Source organism: Pseudomonas sp. GNP013, assembly GCF_054343995.1.
In genome coordinates this window covers 1,519,601-1,536,562 of the sequence record NZ_JBTGUT010000001.1, presented here as the reverse complement: position 1 = coordinate 1,536,562, position 16,962 = coordinate 1,519,601, and the positions used below count along the sequence as shown (strand labels likewise).

Annotated in this window: 16 protein-coding genes; 10 read left to right on the top strand and 6 right to left on the bottom strand. The window is 63.4% G+C overall.

The window, feature by feature from the left end:
* The first annotated feature begins 87 nt into the window (after positions 1–87).
* The 6 genes from ACXX81_RS07040 (at position 88) to ACXX81_RS07015 (ending at position 5,554) form a co-directional block, all read left to right on the top strand.
* Positions 88–903: an NAD-dependent epimerase/dehydratase family protein gene (locus tag ACXX81_RS07040; RefSeq protein ID WP_458571408.1), complete on the top strand. Its 816-nt coding sequence runs from the start codon at positions 88–90 to the stop codon at positions 901–903.
* 30 nt (positions 904–933) lie between these two features.
* The gene (locus ACXX81_RS07035) at positions 934–1,809 is read left to right on the top strand and encodes an SMP-30/gluconolactonase/LRE family protein (RefSeq protein ID WP_458571407.1); all 876 of its coding nucleotides are present in this window, start codon (positions 934–936) and stop codon (positions 1,807–1,809) included.
* A gap of 52 nt (positions 1,810–1,861) precedes the next feature.
* Entirely contained in the window at positions 1,862–2,824 is a 963-nt protein-coding gene (locus tag ACXX81_RS07030; RefSeq protein ID WP_209983033.1) for a TRAP transporter substrate-binding protein, read from the top strand.
* Between the two features lie 63 nt (positions 2,825–2,887).
* Positions 2,888–3,415, top strand: a complete 528-nt coding sequence (locus ACXX81_RS07025) for a TRAP transporter small permease (protein ID WP_209983035.1) — start codon at positions 2,888–2,890, stop codon at positions 3,413–3,415.
* Between the two features lies 1 nt (position 3,416).
* Positions 3,417–4,697 carry a TRAP transporter large permease gene (locus ACXX81_RS07020; RefSeq protein WP_209983037.1) on the top strand — a complete coding sequence of 427 codons (1,281 nt, stop codon included), beginning with the start codon at positions 3,417–3,419 and terminating at the stop codon, positions 4,695–4,697.
* Positions 4,697–5,554, top strand: coding sequence for an aldose 1-epimerase (locus ACXX81_RS07015; protein ID WP_458571406.1), 858 nt, complete (start codon positions 4,697–4,699; stop codon positions 5,552–5,554). Before ACXX81_RS07020 ends, ACXX81_RS07015 begins: the two co-directional genes overlap by 1 nt.
* A gap of 365 nt (positions 5,555–5,919) precedes the next feature.
* Here the strand turns inward: ACXX81_RS07015 and ACXX81_RS07010 are convergent, their stop codons facing one another.
* From ACXX81_RS07010 to ACXX81_RS06990, 5 genes are all read right to left on the bottom strand, one after another.
* Positions 5,920–7,065 (bottom strand): HlyD family secretion protein, encoded by a 1,146-nt coding sequence (locus ACXX81_RS07010; protein WP_338487475.1) that lies wholly within the window; start codon positions 7,063–7,065, stop codon positions 5,920–5,922.
* Positions 7,062–8,705 (bottom strand): MFS transporter, encoded by a 1,644-nt coding sequence (locus ACXX81_RS07005; RefSeq protein ID WP_458571405.1) that lies wholly within the window; start codon positions 8,703–8,705, stop codon positions 7,062–7,064. The genes ACXX81_RS07010 and ACXX81_RS07005 overlap by 4 nt, the downstream gene beginning before the upstream one ends.
* A 585-nt stretch (positions 8,706–9,290) precedes the next feature.
* Entirely contained in the window at positions 9,291–10,097 is an 807-nt protein-coding gene (locus ACXX81_RS07000) for a sulfite exporter TauE/SafE family protein (protein ID WP_458571404.1), read from the bottom strand.
* Positions 10,098–11,342 (bottom strand): NAD(P)/FAD-dependent oxidoreductase, encoded by a 1,245-nt coding sequence (locus tag ACXX81_RS06995; RefSeq protein ID WP_458571403.1) that lies wholly within the window; start codon positions 11,340–11,342, stop codon positions 10,098–10,100. It lies immediately after the preceding gene.
* A gap of 51 nt (positions 11,343–11,393) precedes the next feature.
* The gene (locus tag ACXX81_RS06990; protein WP_057007617.1) at positions 11,394–11,729 is read right to left on the bottom strand and encodes an ArsR/SmtB family transcription factor; all 336 of its coding nucleotides are present in this window, start codon (positions 11,727–11,729) and stop codon (positions 11,394–11,396) included.
* A gap of 94 nt (positions 11,730–11,823) precedes the next feature.
* Between ACXX81_RS06990 and ACXX81_RS06985 the strand changes: the two genes are divergently transcribed.
* Positions 11,824–12,687, top strand: a complete 864-nt coding sequence (locus tag ACXX81_RS06985; protein WP_209983049.1) for an MBL fold metallo-hydrolase — start codon at positions 11,824–11,826, stop codon at positions 12,685–12,687.
* Between the two features lie 40 nt (positions 12,688–12,727).
* Here the strand turns inward: ACXX81_RS06985 and bkdR are convergent, their stop codons facing one another.
* On the bottom strand, positions 12,728–13,216 hold the full coding sequence (gene bkdR, locus ACXX81_RS06980; RefSeq protein WP_003234208.1) for a Bkd operon transcriptional regulator BkdR: 489 nt from the start codon (positions 13,214–13,216) through the stop codon (positions 12,728–12,730).
* 195 nt (positions 13,217–13,411) lie between these two features.
* Between bkdR and ACXX81_RS06975 the strand changes: the two genes are divergently transcribed.
* Genes ACXX81_RS06975 through ACXX81_RS06965 form a run of 3 tightly spaced genes read left to right on the top strand, consistent with a single transcriptional unit; the run spans position 13,412 to position 16,959 of the window.
* The gene (locus tag ACXX81_RS06975) at positions 13,412–14,647 is read left to right on the top strand and encodes a 3-methyl-2-oxobutanoate dehydrogenase (2-methylpropanoyl-transferring) subunit alpha (RefSeq protein ID WP_458571402.1); all 1,236 of its coding nucleotides are present in this window, start codon (positions 13,412–13,414) and stop codon (positions 14,645–14,647) included.
* A gap of 2 nt (positions 14,648–14,649) precedes the next feature.
* Positions 14,650–15,708 carry an alpha-ketoacid dehydrogenase subunit beta gene (locus ACXX81_RS06970; RefSeq protein ID WP_209983053.1) on the top strand — a complete coding sequence of 353 codons (1,059 nt, stop codon included), beginning with the start codon at positions 14,650–14,652 and terminating at the stop codon, positions 15,706–15,708.
* Entirely contained in the window at positions 15,709–16,959 is a 1,251-nt protein-coding gene (locus ACXX81_RS06965) for a dihydrolipoamide acetyltransferase family protein (protein ID WP_458571401.1), read from the top strand.
* Positions 16,960–16,962 lie beyond the last annotated feature (3 nt).

The following is a 16,962-nucleotide window of genomic DNA, read 5'->3' as shown; positions in this document are numbered from 1 at the left end:
GTCTGCAAGAACGTTGACAAGCCGGTGAAACCCTAACGATACTTCGACAAAGTCATACGACAACTTACAACAATAAATGGAACGCCCATGACCACCTCCTCCGCCATTCCATTCAACCGCCTGCTGCTCACCGGCGCCGCCGGCGGCTTGGGCAAGGTACTGCGCGAGCGCATGCGCCCTTACGCCCAGTTGCTGCGCCTGTCGGACATCGCCGACATGGGCCCCGCCGCCGCCCACGAAGAAGTGCAGCCGTGCGATCTCGCCGACAAACAGGCCGTGCACCACCTGGTCGAAGGCGTCGACGCCATCCTGCATTTTGGCGGCGTGTCGGTTGAGCGCCCGTTCGAAGAAGTACTCGGCGCCAATATCAGCGGGATTTTCCATATCTACGAAGCCGCACGCCGCCATGGCGTCAAGCGCGTGATCTTCGCCAGCTCCAACCACGTGATCGGCTTCTACAAACAGGGCGAGCCACTCGACGCCCACTCACCCCGCCGCCCGGACAGCTACTACGGCCTGTCCAAGTCCTACGGCGAAGACATGGCCAGTTTCTACTTCGACCGCTACGGCATCGAGACCGTCAGCATTCGCATCGGCTCCTCATTCCCCGAACCGCAGAACCGCCGGATGATGCACACCTGGCTCAGCTTCGACGACCTCACCCAACTGCTCGAACGCGCGCTCTACACGCCAAACGTCGGCCACACCGTGGTGTACGGCATGTCGAACAACCTCGACACCTGGTGGGACAACCGCTACGCCGCGCACCTGGGCTTTGCTCCCAGGGACAGCTCCGAGGTGTTCCGCGCCCAAGTGGAAAAACAACCGCCCGTGCCTGCCGATGACCCGGCGGCGGTGTATCAGGGCGGCGCGTTCTGCGCGGCCGGGCCGTTCGGTGACTGAGTCTGCCTCCAACCCAGGGAGTGAGTGGCCATGACCGCTGAATTGATTGTCGACGCCCGCAATGCCGTGGGCGAATGCCCGGTGTGGGTGCCCGAGGAAAACGCTCTGTACTGGGTGGATATCCCCAACGGCGGCCTGCAGCGCTGGAGCGCCGGCAGCGGCCACATCGCCGCGTGGACAGCCCCGCAAATGCTCGCCTGCATTGCCCGCACCACCGCGGGCAATTGGGTGGCGGGCATGGAGTCGGGCTTTTTCCAGCTCACGCCTTACAACGATGGCAGCCTCGACACCACGCCACTGGCCGGCGTCGAGCACCCGCGCGACGACATGCGCCTCAATGACGGCCGCTGCGACCGCCAGGGCCGTTTCTGGGCCGGCAGCATGGTGCTGAACATGGGCTTGAACGCGGCCGAAGGCACGCTCTATCGCTATGCCAGCGGCGCCGCGCCGCATGCCCAGTTGAACGGTTTCATCACCCTCAACGGCCTGGCCTTCAGCCCCGATGGCCGCACGATGTACGCCTCGGACTCGCACCCGCTGGTGCAGCAGATCTGGGCCTTTGACTACGACACCGACAGCGGCACCCCGAGCAATCGCCGCGTGTTTGTCGACATGCATAAATTCCTCGGCCGCCCCGATGGCGCGGCGGTGGATGCCGACGGCTGCTACTGGATCTGCGCCAACGACGCCGGCCTGGTGCACCGTTTCACCCCCGACGGTCGCCTCGACCAGTCACTCACCGTACCGGTGAAAAAACCCACCATGTGCGCCTTCGGCGGCAGCCGTCTGGATACGTTGTTCGTCACCTCGATTCGCGATGACAACAGTGACCAGTCCCTGTCCGGCGGCGTGTTCGCCCTCAACCCAGGCGTCAAGGGACTGCCCGAACCGCGCTTCATCCTCTAGCTGCATCGCTGTGCCTTGAATACAAAAATAACAAGACAGGAGTGATACCCCCATGGACTTCAAACGCACGTTGCTCGTCGCCGCACTGTTCACCCTCAGCAGCGCCGCTCAGGCGCTGGAAATCAAATTCGCCGATATCCACCCCGACGGCTACCCCACCGTGGTGGCCGAAAAGAACATGGGCGCCGCGCTGACCAAAGAGAGCAACGGCGAACTGACCTTCAAGTTCTTCCCCGGCGGCGTCCTGGGCTCCGAGAAAGAAGTGGTCGAACAGGCCCAGGTCGGCGCCGTGCAGATGACCCGCGTCAGCCTCGGCATCGTCGGCCCGGTGGTGCCGGCGGTGAACGTGTTCAACCTGCCGTTCGTGTTCCGCGACCAGGCGCACATGCGCAAGGTCATCGATGGCGAGATCGGCGACGAGATCCTCGCCACCATCACCGACTCCGAATTCGGCCTGGTGGCCCTGGCCTGGATGGACGGCGGCACGCGCAACCTCTACACCAAAAAGCCGGTGCGCAAAATCGAAGACCTCAAGGGCATGAAGATTCGCGTGCAGGGCAACCCGCTGTTCATCGACGCCTTCAATGCCATGGGCGCCAACGGCATCGCCATGGACACCGGCGAGATCTTCAGCGCCCTGCAGACCGGCGTGATCGACGGCGCGGAAAACAACCCGCCGACCCTGCTTGAACACAACCACTTCCAGAACGCCAAGTTCTACACCCTCACCGAACACCTGATCCTGCCCGAGCCCATCGTGATGTCGAAGATCACCTGGAACAAACTCACCCCCGCCCAGCAAGACATGGTGAAAAAAGCCGCCAAGGCCGCGCAGGCCGATGAGCGTGTGTTGTGGGACGCCAAATCCGCCAGCAGCGAAACCAGGCTCAAGGCTGCGGGCGTGGAGTTCATCAGCGTCGACAAAAAGCCCTTCTATGACGCCACCGCAGCAGTGCGCGCCAAGTACGGCGCGCCTTACGCCGACCTGATCAAGCGCATCGACGCGGTTCAATAACGCCCTCCTTCCTGACAAGGCCCGGCGCGGTCGGCACCGACGCGCCCGGTCACGGTGAACGCCATGAAGAATCTACTGCTGCGCTTCAATGACCGCCTCTACATGACCTGCATCTGGGTCGCCGGCCTCTCGGTGCTGGGGGTGGCGCTGATCATTCCGTGGGGCATCTTCGCCCGCTACATCCTCGGCACCGGCTCCAGCTGGCCGGAGCCCACCGCGATCCTGCTGATGCTGGTATTCACCTTCGTCGGCGCCGCCGCCAGCTACCGCGCCGGCGCGCACATGTCGGTGGCCATGGTCACCGACCGCCTGCCGCCCACCCAACGCCGCATCGTCGGCCTCCTCTCGCAACTGTTGATGGCGACCATCTGCCTGTTCATGACTATTTGGGGCAGCAAGCTGTGCCTGTCCACCTGGAACCAGTTCATGAGCGCCATCCCCACCCTGCGCGTGGGCATTACCTATATGCCGATCCCGATCGGCGGGCTGCTGACGCTGGTGTTCGTGTTGGAAAAACTCGTGCTGGGCGACCAGAGCCAACGGCGCGTGGTGCGCTTTGACCTGGTGGAAGAAAGCGAAGGAGCTGCCTGATATGGACGCATTGATTCTGCTCGGCAGCTTTATCGCCCTGATCCTGATCGGCATGCCGGTGGCCTACGCCCTGGGCTTGTCGGCGTTGATCGGCGCATGGTGGATCGACATTCCGTTCCAGGCCCTGATGATTCAGGTGGCCGGTGGGGTGAACAAGTTTTCGCTGATGGCGATTCCATTCTTCGTACTCGCCGGGGCGATCATGGCCGAGGGCGGCATGTCGCGACGGCTGGTGGCGTTTGCCGGCGTACTGGTGGGTTTTGTGCGCGGCGGCCTGTCGCTGGTCAACATCATGGCCTCGACGTTTTTCGGCGCCATCTCCGGCTCGTCGGTGGCCGACACGGCCTCGGTGGGCTCGGTGCTGATCCCGGAAATGGAACGCCGTGGCTACCCCCGGGAGTTTGCAACGGCGGTCACCGTCAGCGGTTCGGTGCAGGCCCTGCTGACCCCGCCCAGCCACAACTCGGTGCTCTACTCCCTGGCGGCCGGCGGCACCGTATCGATTGCCTCGCTGTTCATGGCCGGCGTGGTGCCAGGGCTGCTGATGAGCGCATGCCTGATGGTGCTGTGCCTGATCTTCGCGAAAAAACGCAACTACCCCAAAGGCGACGTCATCCCCCTGAAGCAGGCGCTGAAAATCGCCGCCGACGCGCTCTGGGGCCTGATGGCCATGGTGATCATCCTCGGCGGCATCCTCTCGGGCATTTTCACCGCCACCGAGTCGGCGGCGATTGCGGTGCTGTGGGCATTCTTCGTGACCATGTTCATCTACCGCGACTACAAATGGCGCGAGCTGCCCAAGCTGATGCACCGCACGGTGCGCACCATTTCCATCGTGATGATCCTGATCGCCTTCGCCGCCAGCTTTGGCTACATCATGACGCTGATGCAGATCCCGGCGAAGATCACCACGATGTTCCTGACCCTGTCGGACAACCGCTACGTGATCCTGATGTGCATCAACGCCATGCTGCTGTTGCTGGGCACGGTGATGGACATGGCGCCGCTGATCCTCATCCTCACGCCGATCCTGCTGCCGGTGATCGTCGGCATCGGTGTCGACCCGGTGCATTTCGGCATGATCATGCTGGTGAACCTCGGCATCGGCCTGATCACCCCGCCGGTAGGCGCGGTGTTGTTTGTCGGCGCGGCGGTGGGCAAGACCACCATCGAGAAAACCGTGAAGGCGCTGCTGCCGTTCTACGCGGTGCTGTTTCTGGTGCTGATGGCGGTGACCTACATCCCGGCGCTGTCGCTGTGGCTGCCAAGCGTGGTGCTGTAATGATTGAACTTGAAGATCGGCTGACCCGCCTCACCCTGTCCCCGGCAGTGGGTGGCAGCCTCGTCAACTGGACGGTGCGCGCCACCGGGCAGCCGCTGTTGCGACACAGCGATGAGCACGCGATCACTAGCGGGTTGCCGGGCAAGCTGGGGTGCTATCCATTGGCGCCCTGGTCGAACCGGGTGGCCGAGGGCGGTTTTGCCAACCCTGAGGGCTGGCTGGCGTTGACGCCCAACAGCCTCACCGATCCCCTGCCGATTCATGGCTCGGCGTGGCAACAGGCCTGGCAGGTGGTGAGCCGGACAGCGGATGATGTGGTGCTGGCGGTGGTCTGTGAGACGCCGTTCGCTTATCGCGCCGAGCAGCGGTTTCGCTTGAGCGACGGTGAACTGAGTATTGCGCTGCGGGTGACTCATTTGGCTGCACAGCCGGCCTGGCACGGGTTGGGATTGCACCCCTACCTGCCCCGCAGGCCAGGCACGCGGTTGCAGGCCAAGGCGTCGCAGGTGTGGATGAGCGATGCGTCCAAATTACCCACGGCGTTGGCGCAGATACCCGAAGCGTGGGACTTTCGCCAACTCAAGGGCCTGCCGGAGGAGCCGGTGGATAACGGTTTTTGCCAGTGGGACGGGCACTGCCGGATCGAACAGCCGGAACTGGGCTATGCGCTGGAATGCCAGGCCACCGGGGCCGATTACTTCCTGCTGTACTGCCCTGCGGGGCTTGAGTTCTTTTGCATCGAGCCGGTGAGCCATCCGGTGAATGCCCACCACCTGCCCGGCCGACCCGGCTTGAAGCTGCTGGAACAACACCAGTCAACCCACCTCGATTTCACCTTGAAATACACGCCCCTGTAACACCAAAAAAATCTGTGGGAGGCTCCGCCAAGTCTTCGACTTAGCGCTGTCGCGCAGAAAACTGGGCCTCTGTGGCGAGCGGGCTTGCCCCGCGTTGGGCTGCGCAGCAGCCCCAAAACCATGTTTTGCGTAGTGTCAGGTACACCGCGTTTTTTTTGATTGGGGGCGCTTCGCGCCCCAACGCGGGGCTTGCCCCAACACTCGGCACCTCGCCTGGGCTCGGTGTGCCCGAACGCAGGCTTTGGAGCGTGTTTGACGGGGCGCCTAAGATCAAAAGCAAAAGCGCGGCGGCCTGAGAGCCGACCGGAATGGGGAATGTGAACGCGATCAAATGTGGGAGCTGGCTTGCCTGCGATAGCGGTGTATCAGGGCGGGCTGTTTTTCAGGCGGCCGGCGGTGTCGATACTGACCACCACCGACAACCCCGGCCGCAGCCGCTCACTCTCTGCCTGCCCCGGGTCCACGGTGATCCTCACCGGCACCCGCTGGGCGATCTTCACAAAGTTGCCAGTGGCGTTGTCCGCCTGCAACAGGCTGAACTCCGAGCCCGTCGCCGGCGAAATATGCTGCACCGTGCCATGAAACCTGCGGTGGTTCAGCGCATCCACGGTGAAGGTCACCGGCTGGCCGACCTGCACGTCGGCCATCTGGGTTTCTTTCATATTGGCGATCACCCACAGCTGATTGGGCACCAGCGCCATCAACTGCGCGCCGGAATTGACGTAGGCGCCCAGGCGCACACCGATCTGCCCCAACTGGCCGTCGCGGGGCGCGGTGATGCGCGTGTTGGCCAGGTCGATGCGCGCCAGCGCCACTGCGGCATCGGCGCTCGCCACCGCCGCTTCCAGCGAACCGCGATTGACGATCACCGTCTGCAGGTCCTGCCGCGCGATCTCCAGGTTGGCCTGGGCCTGGGCCACCGCCGCAACGGTTTGCGCCTGGGCGGCGCGGGCCACGTCCAGTTCGCGCCTGGACACCGAGCCGTCGCTGATCAGCTCTTCATTGCGGCGCAGGTCGGCGCTGCTTTTGCGCGCCTGGGCCTGGCTGTCCACCAGCGCGGCCTGGCGCAGCTTGATGGTGGCTTGCGCGCTGTTGCGCTGCTGCACCACGTTGGCCAACGCCGCCTTCTGCACCGCCCGTTGCGCCAGCGCCTGATCGAGGCGCTGCTGGTAGATGCGGTCGTCCAGGCGCACCAGCAGGTCGCCGGCCTTGACGTACTGGAAGTCCTGCACCGGCACCTCGAACACATAGCCGCTGAGCTGCGGGCCGATGATCGTCACCTGGCCGCGCACCAGGGCGTTCTCGGTGGTTTCCACCGCACTGCTGAACGGCGGCAACTGCCAGGCGTAGAGCACGATCAGCACACCGACGATGGCAATCGCGGCAAAGCCCAGGGAAGAGATGATGCGCACCCGCAAGGAGCGCGGCTCGGTCGCCGTGGCGCCCGGCGGCGTGCTGCCTTCCGGCGTGGCAGCGATGGCATTGGTGGTTGTGGTGGTCGGTTCGGTCATGAAGGTGCGCCGCTGGGTTGAACGGGAGGAACTGCCTGGGTGGTGCTCATCAGCCACAGGCTGCGAATGAAGATCCAGCTCATGGTGAGGATCGCGATGATCGCGATCAGCATGAAGACATCGTTGTAGGCCATCACATTCGCCTCACGGATCGCCGCCGTGGCGAGGCTGCGAATGCCCTGCAGGTTGCGCAGCTGCGGATCGGCGATCACCCCGCCATAGGCCGCCCCGCCGCTCTGCACCCGCGCCGCCACGCGCGGGTCGAGCAGGGTCAGGTGTTCGACGATCATGCTGGAATGATACTTCTCGCGCACGATCTGGAAGGTGCCGAGCAATGCCGCGCCGATCAGCCCGCCGAGGTTCTGGCAAATGCCGAACATCACCGAGAAGCTCACCAGGTTGCGCGGGTTGGCCAACACGTTTTTGGTGCCGAGCACCATGGTCGGCCCGAGGAAAAACGTGCCGCCGAAGCCCAGCAGGAACTGGCTGACATACAGGTTCTGCGGCCGGGTGAGGTTACTGGAAAAACTGTCCATGACGGAGCCGGTTGCCATCAGCGCCAGGGAGATCACCAGCGGCATCAGCAGGTGCGCCGGGTTGATCGTCAACGCACTGACCACCAGCCCCGCTAGCGCCCCGGCCAGCATCACCACGTACAGCGTGTGCATCTGCTCGTAGCTCATGTTGAGCATCTGCATGAAACCCACCGCGCCGGTGGACTGCTCCGACAGCACCATGCGAATCAGGATCACCGCCAGCGCCAGGCGAATCATCACCCCGCTGCCGAGCCAGCGCGTCATCAGCAGCGGGTTGGCGCGGTTATGCTCGATGGCAAGGCCCGCCATGATCAGCACCAGGGAACAGGCCGACGCCACACCGATCCACGGCGCCTCCAGCCACCAGTCGATACGCCCCAGGGACAGCACCGCGCAGAGCAAAGCCACGCCGGTGGCGAGGATGGCGAAGGTGAGAAAATCAAGTTTTTCAAAGGTCTTGAAGCGGTCGCCGGGCGGCAATTTGAGCAGGAACACACAACCCAGGCAGATCAGCGCCAGCCCCAGCTCAAACAGGTACAAGCCGCGCCACTCGGCAATCTGCAGCAAGTCTTCGGAGAACAACCGCGCCAACGGCAAGGCCAACTGCGCGGTGCCCAGCCCGAGCACCAGCGAGCGCAAACGCCATTTGGCCGGGAAGGCCTGGATCATGTAGTACAAGCCCAACGAACTCAGCGCCGCCCCCACCATGCCATGGGCCGCCCGCACGGCGATGGCCGAGCTGAGGTCGTTCACGAATAAATGGCCGAAGGTCACCAGCACGTACAGCACCAGAAACACCTCGGTGAACGCACGCAGGCCGAACTGCTGGCGAAACTTCACCAGCAACAGGTTCATGCACACGTTGGTCATCACATAGGCGGCGGGCAGCCAGGCCATCTCTGCGGTGGTCGCCCCCAGCGCGCCTTGCAGGTATTGCAGGTTGGCGATGACCAGCGCGTTACCCAGCCCCCCGGTGATCGCCACCAGCGCACCGACCAGCGCGAACAGCCAGCGCTTGTGGGTGGGATGCAGCGGCGTCGACGGCGAGCCGGGCAAGGTCGGTCGCTCGTGGGGCTGCCAGGGGTGGGGGGTGTAGTTGTCCATTCGGTGACCTTGGTGAGCCGACGGGGAAGTCGGTGAAATCCATGCTCAGAGACAGTAAACGCGAGTGGAGTTCATCTTGCCAGCGGTGGTTGGGCAAATGAGGGGGGTAGCTGTTGGGGGTTTGTGGTGTACATATCTGTTATTTGAGTAACGGCGGCTTAGGGTTCCGCCCTTACGGCGGGTCACTTTTTGAAGAGCGCTGTATGGACCGGACACATGGTTGACGGGGCGCCTGAGATCACGATCAAAAGCCAAAGCAAAGCAGATCAAAAGCAGCGTGATAGCCATTAGACCAATGGAGATTACATGTGGGAGGGGGCTTGCTCCCGATAGCAGTGGGTCAGCTACACATAAGTTGACTGACCCACTGCTATCGGGAGCAAGCCCCCTCCCACAGTTTGTACAGTGTTCGGCAGAGAATTCCGGTCGGCTCAGGCCGCCGCGCTTTTGCTTTTGATCTGAGGCGCCCCGTCAAACACGCTGGCCGAACGCAGGCTTTGGAGCGTGGGTAACCCGGCAGGACGCCGACCCGCCGTAAGGGCGGAACCCTAATCAGCCGTTACCCCAATAATGGATATGTCTCCCCTAAACCAAAGCCTTCAACAACATCCCAACCGCAACCAATACGCACAAACTGGCAAACCCCACCTGCAATGCCCGCGCTGGAATCACCGACCCCAGCAGCCGCCCAACCAACATGCCGACGACACTCGATCCGATAAACGCCCAGCCCACCGGCTCGATGCTCACCCCCGCATGAAACGCCCCCACCACGCCGATCAGCGAAAGCAGGCTGACAACCATCAGCGAAGTCGCAACGATCCCGCGCATTTGCACATCGGTCAGTTGCTTGAACGCCGGCACGATCAGGAAGCCGCCGCCCACGCCCAACAAGCCCGATACAGCACCGGTAACGGCACCCAATGCAGCCAGGGTGGCGCTGCACTTGGCGGTCCAGGCCAGGCGCCCGGTCTGCTGATTGAGCATGCAGTTCTTCTGCCCCCACAGCGCGGCACCATGGTCGCTCGGCCCGGGCTCGATCTTTTCGCGCTGCAGCATGCGCCAGGCCACCAGTACCATCAGCGCGCTGAACAGCCCCATCAGCACCGTTTCCGAGAGCTGATGAGCGACAAACACGCCCAACGGTGAAAACAGCGCACCGAGCAAGGCGATCAACAGCGCCGCGCGATAACGCACCAGTCCGTGGCGCAGGCCGTCAATCGCCCCGACCGCTGCCGCCGCGCCCACGGCAAGCAACGACACCGGCGCGGCCTGGGTCATCGTCAACCCCAGTCCCAACACCAGCGCCGGCACCCCAAGAATGCCGCCGCCCGCGCCGGTCAGGCCCATGACCAGGCCCATCAATACCCCAAGAACACTCGCCAGCAGCATTCAGTCCACCTTGCTCAGGCGGGTCAGCCACTCGCGCCCCTTGAGCATGCCGTTCCAGTAGAACCACGGCAGCAGCGTGGCCTTGAGGAACCACATCGAACGCCGTGCCCGGGTGGGGTCGAGGGGAAAAGTCGGCAGCAGCTTGCCGCCGTAGCCGAATTCGGCCAGCACCACCTTGCCCTTCTCCACCGTCAAGGGGCAGGAGCCATAGCCGTCGTACTTGAGCGGCAACGGCGCCTGTTTGCGCAGGGCCAGCAGGTTTTCGGCAACCACCACGATCTGCTTGCGCACCGCTGCGGCGGTCTTGGCATTGCTGGTGCCGCACACATCGCCCAGGCCGAAGATGTGTGGATAGCGCACATGCTGCAGGCTGTGAGGGTTCACGTCACACCAGCCGGCCGCGTCGGCCAGCGCGCTTTGGCGGATGAAATCCGGGGAGACTTGCGGCGGCACCACGTGCAACAGGTCGAAGGACTTTTCCTCAACGCTGACGTTGCCGTCGGCACCCTTCACCTCGAACCAGGCCTTGCGTGCCGGGCCGTCGACCTTGATCAGGTTGGAGTTGAAGGCCAGCCGCGCGTTGTACTTTTCCACGTACTTCATCAGCGGTGGCACAAAGGTCGCCACGCCGAACAGCGCGGCACCGGCCAGGTTGAATTCGACGTCGATGTTTTTCAGGCTGCCCTGCTTGAGCCAGTGGTCGCAGGACAGGTACATGGCTTTCTGCGGCGCACCGGCGCATTTGATCGGCATGGCCGGCTGGGTAAAGATCGCCTTGCCGCCCTTGAGTTGCTGCACCAGTTGCCAGGTGTAGGCGGCATGTTCGTAGCTGTAGTTGGAGGTGACGCCGTGGCGACCGAGGGTATCCTGCAGGCCTTCGACTTTCTCCCAGGCCAGGCGCAGGCCGGGGCAGACGATGAGGTTGTTCCAGGTGACACGCTGGCCGCTGTCGAGCACCAGGGTCTGCTCGTCAGGCAATAACTCGCTGGCGGCGGCCTGGATCCAGGTGACCCCGTTGGGCAGTACGTCGGCCAGCGGGCGCCGGGTCTTTTGCAGGTCGTAGGCGCCGCCGCCCACCAGGGTCCAGGCGGGCTGATAGCAATGAAAGTCGTTGGGTTCGATCAGGATGATGTTCAGTTGCGGGTCGCGCTTGAGCAGGCTGGCCAGCAGGCCGATGCCTGCCGAGCCGCCGCCGATGACGACGATATCGCCACTGATGGTGGGGCCCCAGTGTTGTTCGGTCATTGTCTACTGCCTTTTTGAGTCAATGCACACAAGGGTCGCTGCCGGATGGCGTCACGCCCAGCTTTTTATGACCGCGCCGCAGTACAGGCCGGACAGGGTCTTCATCACTTGGATCACTTCGTGGCTGGCCAGCCCGTAGAAGATGTATTTACCTTCCCGACGGGTGGCGACCAACCCTTCGTCCCGCAAAATGCCCAACTGTTGTGACAGCGTCGGCTGGCGCACGCCCGTCTGGGCTTCCAGCTCGCCGACGTTGCGTTCGCCCAGGGTCAACTGGCAGAGGATCAACAGGCGGTCCTCATTGGCCAACGCCTTGAGCAAGGAACAGGCCTTGGACGCCGATGCACGCAATTGGGCGACTTCGCCCTCGCTCAACGTAGATTCCATTTGCCTCGGCTCCTTTATCTCACTTAAGCTCAAAACATTATGTTTAAACGTAAACTGATTGTAACCACTTTTTTCTTCATCGGGGATAGCCGCCATGCCAGCGTTGATTCAAGCCTTTCTGGACGAGGCATCGTCGACCTACACCTACATCGTCTATGAAGCCGAGGGTGGCCCCTGCGCCATTGTCGATTCAGTGCTCAACTACGACCCGGCGTCCGGGCGCACCGATACCGCACAGGCCGACATGGTGATTGCCTTCGTGCGGGCGCATCGCCTGCAGGTGCAGTGGCTGCTGGAAACCCATGCCCATGCCGATCACCTCTCCGCCGCACCGTACCTGCGCCGCATCATGGGCGGCAAGATCGCGATCGGCCAGTCGATCAGCAAGGTGCAGGGCGTGTTCAAGAACCTGTTCAACCTGGAGCCGGAGTTCCGCGCCGATGGCTCGCAGTTCGACCATCTGTTCGCGCCGGACGAAATCTTTCATATCGGCGGCTTGAAGGCCCAGGCGCTGCATGTGCCGGGGCATACGCCGGCCGACATGGCCTACCTGATCGACGACCGCCTGATCCTGGTGGGCGACACCCTGTTCATGCCCGACGTCGGCACCGCCCGCTGCGACTTCCCTGGCGGCGATGCACGGCAGTTGTACGCCTCCATGCGCAAGCTGCTGGCGTTCCCGCCGCACACTCAGCTGTATGTGTGCCATGACTATCCGCCAGAGGGCCGCGAAGCCAGGTGCCTGACCACCGTGTCCGAGCAGCGCGCGGGCAACATCCATGTGCATGACGGTGTGGATGAGGCGACGTTTGTAGCGATGCGCACCACCCGCGACGCCGGGTTGGGGATGCCAACATTGTTGCTGCCGGCGATCCAGGTGAATGTGCGGGCGGGAAATATGCCGCCAGCGGAAGAGAATGGCGTGACCTATCTCAAGATCCCCATCAACAAACTTTGACATGCGATTCAAGCCCCCACCGACATTGTTCAGTGTTGGGTCAGGAACCGAGGCTGATGCCGTTGGCCGGCAGTGGTAACGCCGTCTTGTAGCGCACCTGCTTTAACGCAAAACTCGACCGGATATTGGCCACCCCCGGCACTTTGGTCAGAAAGTCCATCATGAACCGCTCCAGCGCCTGAATCGTCGGCACCAGCACCCGGATCAAGTAATCCGGGTCGCCGGCCATCAGGTAGCACTCCATCACTTCCGGCCGGTCCGAAATCGCCCCTTCAAACTGCTGCAGGGCCAGCTCGTTCTGCTTCTCCAGGCTCACGTGAATGAACACATTCACATGCAGCCCCAGCAGATCGGCATCCAGCAGCGTCACCTGCTCGCGGATCAACCCCTGCTCTTCCATGGCCTTCACCCGATTGAAGCACGGCGTGGGCGACAGGTTGACCGAGCGGGCCAGGTCGGCGTTGGTGATGCGGGCGTTCTCCTGCAGTGCGTTGAGAATGCCGATATCCGTACGGTCCAGTTTGCGCATGAGACAAAATCACCTGTTTATTATGTTTATGCAGTTTTTTTATCCGCAAATGACCGGCAGCGCAACGAAACACAGATAAATATTCTTCTACGCCCCGCCTATGATTGTTGTAGGACAGGATTTCTTCTACCCGAAGACTGACTGTCAGCTAGCGCGCCCACTACAAGAAATTCACAAGATCGAGCGTAGAAAGCCATGAATCAGCCGTATGCACCGCTGCGCCTGCACGTTCCCGAACCCTCGGGGCGCCCAGGCTGCAAGACCGACTTCACCTACCTGCGCCTGACCGACGCCGGCCTGGTGCGCAAACCCGCCATCGACGTAGAACCCGCCGACACCGCCGACCTGGCCAAGGGCCTGATCCGCGTGCTCGACGACCAGGGCCAGGCCCTGGGCCCATGGGCCGAAGGCATCCCCGTCGACATCCTGCGCGCCGGCATGCGCGCCATGCTCAAGACGCGCATCTTCGACAACCGCATGGTGGTCGCCCAGCGCCAGAAAAAAATGTCGTTCTACATGCAGAGCCTTGGCGAAGAAGCCATCGGCAGCGCCCAGGCCCTGGCCTTGAACATCGACGACATGTGCTTCCCCACCTACCGCCAGCAAAGCATCCTGATGGCCCGCGATGTGCCGCTGGTGGACCTGATCTGCCAACTGCTGTCCAACGAGCGCGACCCGCTCAAGGGCCGTCAGTTGCCGATCATGTACTCGGTGAAAGACGCGGGCTTCTTCACTATTTCCGGCAACCTCGCCACTCAATTCGTACAAGGCGTGGGCTGGGGCATGGCCTCGGCGATCAAGGGCGATACCAAGATTGCCTCGGCCTGGATCGGCGACGGTGCCACTGCCGAATCGGACTTCCACACCGCCCTCACCTTTGCCCACGTGTACCGCGCGCCGGTGATTCTCAACGTGGTCAACAACCAGTGGGCCATCTCCACCTTCCAGGCCATCGCCGGCGGTGAAGCCACCACCTTCGCCGGACGCGGCGTGGGTTGCGGCATTGCCTCCCTGCGTGTGGACGGCAACGACTTCATCGCCGTGTACGCCGCCTCCGCCTGGGCCGCCGAGCGTGCGCGCCGCAACCTGGGCCCGACCCTGATCGAGTGGGTGACCTACCGCGCCGGCCCGCACTCCACCTCCGACGATCCGTCCAAATATCGCCCGGCCGACGACTGGAGCCACTTTCCCCTCGGCGACCCGATTGCGCGCCTCAAGCAGCACCTGATCAGGATCGGCCAGTGGTCCGAAGAGGAACACGCGGCGGTCAGCGCCGAACTTGAAGCCGACGTGATCGCCGCGCAAAAACAGGCCGAACAGTACGGCACCCTCGCCGGCGGCCAGATTCCAAGCGCCGCGACCATGTTCGAAGACGTCTACAAAGAGATGCCGGAGCACTTGAAGCGCCAGCGTCAGGAGCTGGGGATCTGACCATGAACGATCACAACAACAGCATCGAAGTGGAAACCGCCATGACCACCACCACCATGACCATGATCCAGGCGCTGCGCTCGGCCATGGACGTGATGCTTGAGCGCGACGACAACGTGGTGGTGTTCGGCCAGGACGTCGGCTACTTCGGCGGCGTGTTCCGCTGCACCGAAGGCTTGCAGACCAAGTACGGCAGCTCGCGGGTGTTCGACGCACCGATCTCCGAAAGCGGCATCGTCGGCGTGGCCGTGGGCATGGGCGCGTATGGCCTGCGCCCGGTCGCCGAAATCCAGTTCGCCGACTACGTCTACCCTGCCACCGACCAGATCATCTCCGAAGCGGCGCGCCTGCGTTACCGGTCGGCTGGCCAGTTCACCGCACCGCTGACCATGCGCATGCCCTGCGGCGGCGGCATCTATGGCGGCCAGACCCACAGCCAGAGCATCGAAGCGGTGTTCACTCAAGTGTGCGGGCTGCGCACGGTAATGCCGTCCAACCCGTACGACGCCAAGGGCTTGTTAATCGCCTCCATCGAAAACGATGACCCGGTGATCTTCCTTGAGCCCAAGCGCCTCTACAACGGCCCGTTCGACGGCCACCACGACCGCCCGGTGACGCCGTGGTCGAAACACCCGCAGGCGCAAGTGCCGGACGGTTACTACACCGTGCCGCTGGACGTGGCCGCCATCGTGCGCCCGGGGTCTGCCGTGACCGTGCTGACCTATGGCACCACCGTGTACGTGTCGCAGGTCGCCGCCGAAGAAACCGGCATCGACGCCGAAGTCATCGACCTGCGCAGCCTGTGGCCGCTGGACCTGGACACCATCGTCAAGTCGGTGAAAAAGACCGGCCGCTGCGTGGTGGTGCACGAAGCCACGCGCACCTGCGGCTTCGGCGCCGAGCTGGTGGCGCTGGTGCAGGAGCACTGCTTCCACCACCTGGAAGCGCCAATCGAGCGCGTCACCGGGTGGGACACGCCCTACCCGCACGCGCAGGAATGGGCGTATTTCCCAGGGCCGTCCCGCGTGGGCGCGGCGTTGAAACGGGTCATGGAGGTCTGAATGGGCACGCACGTTATCAAGATGCCGGACATTGGCGAAGGCATCGCAGAAGTTGAGTTGTCGGTGTGGCATGTAAAGGTCGGCGACATGGTCGTCGAAGACCAGGTGCTGGCGGATGTGATGACCGACAAGGCGATGGTGGACATTCCCTCGCCGGTGCACGGCAAGGTGATTGCCCTCGGCGGCGAGCCGGGTGAAGTGATGGCCGTGGGCAGTGTGCTGATCAGCATTGAAGTGGAAGGCGCGGGCAATGCCAAAGAGGCGCCGGCCGTGGCTGCAAGCGAGCCCGTGCAGGCCGCGCCGGTGGTCGCCGCCAAACCAGCGCTGGCGGTGACGCAAGCGAAACCCGCAGCAGCGCCGGTGGCCCGTGAAGGCGACGAACGCCCGCTGGCCTCCCCCGCCGTGCGCAAGCATGCGCTGGATGCCGGCATTCAATTGCGCCTGGTGCAGGGTTCCGGCCCGGCCGGGCGAATCCTGCATGAAGACCTCGATGCGTATCTGCAACAGGGTTCGGCGAAGGCTTCCATGGCGTCGAACCCTTACGCCGAACGCCACGATGAAGAGCAGATCCCGGTGATCGGCATGCGCCGCAAGATCGCTCAGCGCATGCAGGACGCCACCCGCCGCGCCGCGCATTTCAGCTATGTGGAAGAAATCGACGTGACGGCGCTGGACGAGTTGCGCGTGCACCTTAACGAGAAGCACGGCGCCACCCGCGGCAAGCTGACCCTGTTGCCGTTTATCGTGCGGGCCATGGTCGTCGCGCTGCGGGAGTTTCCGCAGATCAACGCGCGTTACGACGATGAGGCTCAGGTGATTACTCGCTTGGGCGCGGTGCATGTGGGCGTCGCCACCCAGAGCGATGTTGGCCTGATGGTGCCGGTGGTGCGTCACGCCGAGGCGCGCAGCCTGTGGGGCAGTGCGGAGGAAATCGCGCGATTGGCCGCCGCTGCGCGCAACGGCAAGGCCAGCCGTGAGGAGCTGTCCGGCTCGACCATCACCCTCAGCAGCCTCGGCGCGCTGGGCGGCATCGTCAGCACGCCGGTGCTGAACCTGCCGGAAGTGGCCATTGTCGGCGTCAACCGCATCGTTGAGCGGCCGATGGTGGTCAAGGGCCAGATCGTGGTGCGCAAGATGATGAACCTCTCCAGCTCCTTCGATCACCGCGTGGTCGATGGCATGGACGCGGCGCAATTCATCCAGGCCATTCGCGGCCTGCTCGAACAACCCGCCAGCCTGTTCCTGGAGTAAGGG